The 7,489-nt window shown below is 69.0% G+C and carries 8 protein-coding genes; 6 read left to right on the top strand and 2 right to left on the bottom strand.

Translation table 11 applies throughout. The features are described 5' to 3' along the window. A partial coding sequence (locus NM1_RS43645) for a hypothetical protein (RefSeq protein ID WP_218022186.1) occupies positions 1 to 211 on the bottom strand: 211 nt, incomplete at its 3' end. Positions 212 to 422: 211 nt separating this feature from the next. Between NM1_RS43645 and NM1_RS36455 the strand changes: the two genes are divergently transcribed. From NM1_RS36455 to puuE, 6 genes are all read left to right on the top strand, one after another. Continuing rightward, the gene (locus NM1_RS36455; protein ID WP_068031114.1) at positions 423 to 1,157 is read left to right on the top strand and encodes a GntR family transcriptional regulator; all 735 of its coding nucleotides are present in this window, start codon (positions 423 to 425) and stop codon (positions 1,155 to 1,157) included. Between the two features lie 91 nt (positions 1,158 to 1,248). After that, a complete protein-coding gene (locus NM1_RS36450) occupies positions 1,249 to 2,811 on the top strand; it encodes an NCS1 family nucleobase:cation symporter-1 (RefSeq protein WP_068031110.1) in 1,563 nt (520 codons plus the stop codon). 5 nt (positions 2,812 to 2,816) lie between these two features. Beyond that, positions 2,817 to 3,557, top strand: a complete 741-nt coding sequence (locus NM1_RS36445; protein ID WP_068031107.1) for an aspartate/glutamate racemase family protein — start codon at positions 2,817 to 2,819, stop codon at positions 3,555 to 3,557. Positions 3,558 to 3,729: 172 nt separating this feature from the next. Continuing rightward, positions 3,730 to 4,944, top strand: coding sequence for a DUF6986 family protein (locus NM1_RS36440; protein WP_068031104.1), 1,215 nt, complete (start codon positions 3,730 to 3,732; stop codon positions 4,942 to 4,944). Next, positions 4,941 to 6,014: an allantoicase gene (gene alc / locus NM1_RS36435; RefSeq protein WP_084520381.1), complete on the top strand. Its 1,074-nt coding sequence runs from the start codon at positions 4,941 to 4,943 to the stop codon at positions 6,012 to 6,014. Before NM1_RS36440 ends, alc begins: the two co-directional genes overlap by 4 nt. 1 nt (position 6,015) lies before the next feature. Further along, positions 6,016 to 6,930, top strand: coding sequence for an allantoinase PuuE (gene puuE / locus NM1_RS36430; RefSeq protein ID WP_068031101.1), 915 nt, complete (start codon positions 6,016 to 6,018; stop codon positions 6,928 to 6,930). Here puuE and NM1_RS36425 read toward each other — a convergent pair. Then, entirely contained in the window at positions 6,927 to 7,415 is a 489-nt protein-coding gene (locus NM1_RS36425; protein WP_068031099.1) for a hypothetical protein, read from the bottom strand. The genes puuE and NM1_RS36425 overlap by 4 nt on opposite strands. Positions 7,416 to 7,489: the final 74 nt, after the last annotated feature.

Raw genomic sequence — 7,489 nt, 5'->3', positions numbered from 1 at the left:
CCGGGGCGGGCGCGGCGCCCGCCGGGGGTACCGGAGCGTACGGAGGCGCGGCCGCCCGGCCCGGCGGAACCGATTGCGACGCCGCGCCCTCGGATCCGCTCGCCAGCCGCAGCTCGCCCTGCACGGCCTGGCTGTCCGAAGACTTGGGTTCGGCATCGTGGCCTACGGCGGCCGGGCCGTTCAGGAAGGCCAGGGATAGACCGAAGGTCACTCCGCCCGCAGCCAGCAGTGGAGAAATAACACGAACAATTCGCTTACTTTCCAATGGACCCCACCTTTTCATAACGTGAATGCTAGCGAGGCCAGGCAATCTCGCGGCAAACGACACGCGCGAGCCGAGAATTGAATGGATCGTGATCCTTTCGAAACCTCGCGCCGCTCGCCATGGCCACGACCGGCACGCGGGCGGCTACCGTACCGAGATGCCCTCGCGATCTCGACTCCCCCGGCTACCCGAGCTGACGCCGCCCGCCGACCCCCGGCGCGGCTACTCCCAGCAGGAGATCCTGGCCGAGCTGCGGCGGCTGATCCTGCAGGGCAGCCTGCCGCCGGGCACCGGGCTGCCGCTGCGCGAATTCGCCCAGCGCTTCGACGTCAGTGCCATCCCTGTGCGGGAGTCGCTGCAAACGCTCATCGGTGAGGGCCTGGTCGAGCACCGCCCGAACTTCGGCTACACGGTGACCCGGCTGACCGCGGCGGAGCTGCGCGAGCTGTATGTGGTGCGGGAGCAATTGGAGTCGGCGGCGCTGGCGGCCGCGGTGCGGCGCGCGGGCGAAGAGGACCACCGCCTCGCCACCGAGGCGCACGCCCGGCTGGAACAGGCCGTGCTCGAGGAGGATCCGGCCGCCTACCACCGCGAAACCCGCACCTTCCACCTCGCCCTGACCCGCCCGTCCGGCATGCCGCGGCTGGTGCACATGCTCGAATACGCGTGGAACATCACCGAACCGGTGCAGCCGATGGTGCACGTGAGCGCCGGCGAACGGGCCATACTGCACGCCGACCACAGCCGTCAGCTCGCGGCGTTCCTGGCCGGGGATGCCGAGTCGCTGCTGACGGCGACCGAACAGCACCATTCCCGGCTCAACCACGTGGTCTCCGGGTTGCCGACCGATACCGGACTTTTCGCCGAGCCCGCCACCCCGGAAGATATATAGTTCTCGCAACAAGCAGGCAATACCGGCTCGCTACGGTCGTCCGAATCACGTTTCACCCGCCGCCGCGGGACAGATCGATCGGATGTGCGACATGACCGAGACCGACGCACCGGCACTCGCCACCGGCCGCGACACAGGCCGGGCCCCCAGCACATCCGCGGACACGGCGGCGGCAGCTCCGGCCCACCTGGGCGCTTCGAATCCCGACTACGACCCGCGTCTGACCAACGACGATCTGGCTCCGCTGCGGAAACAGACCTGGGGCGTCTACAACATCTTCGCGTTCTGGATGTCGGACGTGCACAGCGTCGGCGGCTACGTCACCGCGGGCAGCCTGTTCGCGCTCGGCCTGGCCAGCTGGCAGGTGCTGGTCGCGCTGGTGGTGGGCATCGGCATCGTCTACTTCTTCTGCAATCTGGTCGCCAAGCCCAGCCAGCGCACAGGCGTGCCGTACCCGGTGATCTCCCGCGCCGCGTTCGGCGTGCTGGGCGCCAATATTCCCGCCATCATCCGCGGCACGATCGCCGTCGCCTGGTACGGCATCCAGACGTTCCTGGCCTCGGCCGCGCTGGATGTGGTGCTGATCAAGCTGTTCCCGGACCTGGCCCCCTACGCGGTGGTCGGCGACTACGGGTTCCTCGGGCTGTCGGCGCTGGGCTGGGGCAGCTACCTGCTGCTCTGGGTGCTGCAGGCCTGCGTGTTCTGGCGCGGCATGGAATCCATTCGCAAGTTCATCGACTTCTGCGGTCCCGCAGTGTATGTCGTGATGTTCGCGCTGTGCGGGTATCTCATCGCCAAGGCCGGATGGGGCGCGATCGACCTGAATCTGGGCGGGGTCACCAAGACCGGCTGGTCGTCGGTGCCGGTGATGCTGGGCGCGATCGCGCTGGTGGTGTCCTACTTCTCCGCCCCGATGCTGAACTTCGGCGACTTCTCCCGCTACGCAAGGTCTTTCACCGCGGTCAAGCGGGCCAATCTGCTCGGGCTGCCGGTGAACTTCCTGGTGTTCTCGCTGCTGGTGGTGATCACGGCATCGCTGACGATCCCGGTGTACGGCGAGCTCATCACCGATCCGGTCGCGACCGTCGCCCGCATCGACAGCACGTTCGCGATCGTGCTGGGCGCGTTGACATTCACCATCGCGACCATCGGAATCAATATCGTCGCGAACTTCGTCTCTCCCGCCTTCGACTTCTCCAACGTCGATCCGCAGAGGATCAGCTGGCGGGTCGGCGGCATGATCGCCGCCGTCGGCTCGCTGGTCATCACGCCGTGGAATCTCTACAACAATCCCGACGTCATCCACTACACGCTGGAAACGCTGGGCGCCTTCGTCGGACCGCTGTTCGGCGTGCTGATCGCCGACTACTACCTGGTACGCAAGCAGCGCGTGGTGGTCGACGACCTGTTCACGATGTCCGAGCGCGGGACCTACTGGTATCGCAAGGGATACAACCCCGCCGCGATCGTCGTGACCGTGATCGGGGCCGTCGCCGCCATGTTCCCGGTGATCACGGCCGGGCGACTCACCGGCATGCACACCGCCGCCCAGTACTCCTGGTTCATCGGCTGTGCGCTGGGCCTGCTGCTCTACCCGGTGCTGGCCACTCGCGGCCGCTACCGCCTACCCGCTGTTCACTTCGAAACCCGTTGAGGATCATGAGAATTCGTGTAATCAACCCGAATACCACGGCCGCCATGACGGCGGTGATCGACCAGTGTGCCCGGGGCGTCGCGGCTCCGGGCACGGTGGTGGAGTCGGTCACCTCGGGTATGGGACCCGCCTCCATCGAGAGCCACTACGACGAGGCGCTCGCCGTGCCGGGGCTGCTCGCCGAGATCGCGCGGGGCGAGGTGGAGGGCGCGGACGGGTACGTCATCGCGTGCTTCGGCGATCCGGGCCTGTACGCCGCGCGGGAGCTGGCGCGCGGGCCGGTGATCGGGATCGCCGAGGCCGCCATGCACACCGCGAGTCACCTCGGCCGCGGCTTCAGCGTGGTCACCACCCTGGCCCGCACGGTCGGGCAGGCCGAGGATCTGGCCGAACGCTATGGCATGCAACGGTTCTGCCTCGGCATCCACGCCACCGACATCCCGGTGCTGGAGCTCGAGGATCCGAAGGTGCGCGGTGTGATCGCCGACGCCTGCCGCGCCGCGGTCGCCGCCGACGGTTCCGACGCGATCGTGCTCGGCTGCGCGGGCATGGCGGATCTGTGCGAATACCTGACCGCCGAGGCCGGAGTGCCGGTCATCGACGGGGTCGCCGCGGCCACCCTGTCGGTGCAGTCGCTGGTCACCCTCGGTCTGCGCAAGTCCGGGTACGGTGAATTCGCGGCCCCGCTGCCCAAGCAGTACACCGGCCTGCTCGCGGAGTTCGGCACCGACGAGGCGAGCCGGTGAGCAAGTCACTTCACCGTAATTCCGGCATGCTTTCGGCCGGAATCCACGTGAACAGGCGGCCGAAGGAATGCGGGGATCCCGGCCGAAAGCACGCCGGGAACATGGGGGTGCACACACACGCCGGGAATATGGGGGTGCACACAATAGAACCGAATACCGAGGAGGTGCGATCATGACCCTGCCGCCGGACTTCCTGGCCTCCATCGGGGCCCGGCTGCGCGACGTGGATGCCGACCTCGCACGCCACTACCCCGGCGATCGGGCCGGTCAGCCCGTCCATACCGCATATGTATCCGGCGCCGATGCCGCGAAGGAGCTGCCGCACGAATGGGGTACGGCCGCAACGGAACTGGCCGACCGCCACGCGGATCTGCTGACCGAGCTGGCCGGGGCGGACGTGCTGGCCCGGGTGCGGGATACCCTGGCGCAGCGGCCGATCCAGGATCTGCGGCTGGACTTCGAGGACGGCTACGGCACCCGCGGCGACGAGGTCGAGGATCGCGACGCGCTGCATGCCGGGCAGGTGCTGGCCACCCTCCCCGCGACCGTGTCGTCCCGGGGCATCCGCATCAAGGGACTGACCGCCGCAGAATACGGACGCGCGCTGCGGACCCTCGACCTGGTGCTGGAGGGCGCCGGGGGCGTGCCGGAGGGCTTCGTGTTCACCGTGCCGAAGATCCGCGTGGCCGAGCAGGCCGATCTCGCGGTGCGGGTGTGCGAGGCGCTGGAGTCGGCGCACGGACTGCCTTCCGGCGCTTTGCGTTTCGAGCTGCAGATCGAGAGCCCGCAGGCGGTGATCGCCGCCGACGGCACCGCCACCGTCGCGCAGGCCATCCACCGCAGCGCCGGACGCTGCAGCGGATTGCATTACGGCACCTACGATTACAGCGCCGCCTGCGGGATCTCCCCGCAGTTCCAGTCGCTGGAACATCCGGTCGCCGACCATGCCAAGGCGGTCATGCAGGCCGCCGCCGCGCAGACCGGCGTGTGGGTGTGCGACGGCTCCACCCAGGTGGCCCCCGTCGGCACCGACGACGAGGTGGCCGCGGCCGTCTCGCGCCACTTCCGGCTGGTCACCCGGTCCCTGGAGCGCGGCTACTACCAGGGCTGGGATATGCATCCCGGTCATCTGGTCACCCGCTGGCTGGCGACCTTCACCTTCTTCCGGGGCGCCCTGCAGGCCGCGGCGCCGCGCATCGACCGATACCTGCAGCGCCAGGGCGGCGCCGTCGTCGACGAACCGGCGACCGCGCAGGCGCTGGCCACGGTCGTCCTGCGCGGGCTCGACTGCGGCGCCTTCGGACCCGAGGACGTCACGGCGCTGGCCCCGGCCGCCACCGTCGACGTGCTGAACAGTTTGCGAGAAAGGAAACTCCCCACTAAATGACCGCCGTGCCAAACGATTTCACCCTCCTGCCCGATCTCGCCGTGCGCTCGCTCGGCGGCGCCGTCGTCTGGGCCAACGACGAGTCGTTCGCGGAGAAGGAAAACCTGATCCGCCCCGAGGCGTCGACGTTCTCCACCGAAACCTTCGGGCACAAGGGCAAGGTCTACGACGGCTGGGAGACCCGGCGCCGACGGCGATCCGGCGGCGGCGCGCCCACCTCCGACGACTGCGACGAGGCGATCGTGCGGCTCGGCGTGCCCGGGGTGATCCGCGGCGTGATCGTCGATACCGCGTGGTTCAAGGGCAACTATCCGCCGGAGGTCTCGGTGGAGGCGATCGCGATCGAGGGCTACCCGCCCGCCGAGCAGATCGCGGCCCGGCCCGGGTGGACCACGATCGTCGCCCGCGCCAAGGTCGACGGCGATACCGCCAACGCCTTCACCGTCGAGTCGGAGCAGCGCTTCACGCATGTGCGGCTGCGGATGTTCCCCGACGGCGGCGTGGCCCGGCTGCGCGTGCACGGCGAGGCGAAACCCGATCTGCGCCTGCTGGGTTCGGGCCCGTTCGACCTGGCCGCGCTGGAGAACGGCGGGCGCGTCGTCGACTGCTCCAACCGCTTCTACTCCTCGCCGCAGAACCTGCTGCTGCCCGACCGCGCCCGCATCATGGGCGAGGGCTGGGAGACCGCGCGACGGCGCGACGGCGGCAACGACTGGGTGCGGGTGCGGCTGACCGGCGAGGGCATCCCGGCCATGGTCGAGGTCGACACCTCCTACTTCCTGTTCAACAGCCCCGGCGCGGCCACCCTGACCGGCATCCGCGCCGACGGCACCGAGGTGGAACTGCTGGCGCGCACCGATCTACAGCCCGACACCCGGCACCGATTCCCGATCGAGGCGGCCGAGCCGGTCACCGAGGTGCGGCTGGACGTCTTCCCGGACGGCGGATTCGCCCGGCTGCGGGTCTTCGGCACGCTCACCGAGTCGGCGCGGGACCGGCTGCTCGCCGAGCCGCTGTTCGGTGCGCTCGCCGACGATGCCGTCGACCGGCTGCGGGACGAGCTGGAGTGATATGAGCGCCTTCGATGTGTACCCGCGCGATATGGTCGGCTACGGGCCGAATCCGCCGCATCCCCACTGGCCCGGGGAGGCGAATATCGCCGTGCAGTTCGTGCTCAACTACGAGGAGGGCGGCGAGAACAACGTCCTCGACGGCGACGAGGGCTCGGAAACCTTCCTCTCCGATATCGTTCCGGCCCAGGCGTTTCCGAACCGGCACCTGAGCATGGAAACGCTCTACGAGTACGGCTCCCGGGCCGGGCTGTGGCGGGTGCTGCGGGCGTTCGAGAGCCGCGACATTCCGCTGACCGTCTTCGCGGTGGCGCGGGCGCTGGAACGCAATCCCGAAGCGGTGGCGGCGTTCCGGCGGCTCGGCTACGAGATCGCCTGTCACGGGCTGCGCTGGATCTCGTATCAGATGGTGGATCCGGAGACCGAGCGCAAGCATCTGGCCGAGGCGGTGCGGATCATCACCGAGCTGTTCGGTGAACCGCCGCGCGGTTGGTATACCGGGCGGGATTCGCCGCAGACCCGCGAGCTGGTGGTCGAGCACGGCGGCTTCACCTACGATTCCGACTCCTACGCCGACGACCTGCCGTACTGGGTTCGCGTGCAGGACCAGGATCATCTGGTGGTGCCGTACACGTTGGAGGCCAACGACATGCGGTTCTCCTCGCCCGCCGGTTTCGCCAACGGCGACGAATTCTTCGCCTACCTGAAGGACGCCTTCGACGTGCTCTACGCCGAGGGCGCCGAGGGGTCTCCGAAGATGCTGTCGGTGGGCCTGCACTGCAGGCTCATCGGCCGCCCCGCGCGGGCGGCGGCGCTGGGCCGGTTCCTGGATTACGTGCAGTCGCACGACAAGGTGTGGCTGGCCCGCCGGATCGATATCGCCGAGCACTGGGCGAAGGTGCACCCGCCGCGCTAGGGCTCGCGGTGGCGTTCGAGCCGCTCCAGTTCGACTGCGCGGCGCATGGTTTCGCGGGCGCGGGTGCGGTCGCCCGCGTAGTCGTAGGCGCGGGCGGCGCGGTAGTTGGTGCGCCAGTTCTCCGGGTCCGCCTCCCATTCCGTGCGGACCTGCTCGAAAAGCGCTTCCGCGGCGGCCTTCTCGATGCGGCCGGACGGGCGGCGCGGCAGATCGGAGACGTCGAGTTCGCCGCCCTCGTCGTGCATCCGGCGAGCCAGCCTCTGATGGGCCAGCGCGGCACGAAGACTGGTACCGATGATCCATACGCCCAGGACGGGCAGGATCAGCACCCCGATACCCATGGCCACGGCGGCGATCTCGCCGGAACCTATGAGCTCCACCGCGATCCGCCCCAGCAGCACGAAGTAGAACGCCAGCGCCAGCACCAGGAACGCGATGAAGCCGACCTTCACCGCGACTTGGCGCCGGGTATCGGAATCGCTCACGCCTCCGCCTCGCCGGCGCTCGGCTCCGTCGTGCGCGATGCACCCTGTGTCATCGGTTCACTCGCAAGCTCGCT

Source organism: Nocardia mexicana NBRC 108244, assembly GCF_001613165.1.
GTDB lineage: Bacteria > Actinomycetota > Actinomycetes > Mycobacteriales > Mycobacteriaceae > Nocardia > Nocardia mexicana.
The sequence above is the reverse complement of the archived record's forward strand: the minus strand, read 5'-3'. Positions and strand labels throughout refer to the sequence as shown.

Bases quoted from the DNA above. Each gene is read 5' to 3' on its own strand.
- NM1_RS36450 (WP_068031110.1), top strand. From the start codon at position 1,249: ATGACCGAGACCGACGCACCGGCACTCGCCACCGGCCGCGACACAGGC.
- alc (WP_084520381.1), top strand. From the start codon at position 4,941: ATGACCGCCGTGCCAAACGATTTCACCCTCCTGCCCGATCTCGCCGTG.
- NM1_RS36455 (WP_068031114.1), top strand. From the start codon at position 423: ATGCCCTCGCGATCTCGACTCCCCCGGCTACCCGAGCTGACGCCGCCC.
- puuE (WP_068031101.1), top strand. From the start codon at position 6,016: ATGAGCGCCTTCGATGTGTACCCGCGCGATATGGTCGGCTACGGGCCG.
- NM1_RS36445 (WP_068031107.1), top strand. From the start codon at position 2,817: ATGAGAATTCGTGTAATCAACCCGAATACCACGGCCGCCATGACGGCG.
- NM1_RS36440 (WP_068031104.1), top strand. From the start codon at position 3,730: ATGACCCTGCCGCCGGACTTCCTGGCCTCCATCGGGGCCCGGCTGCGC.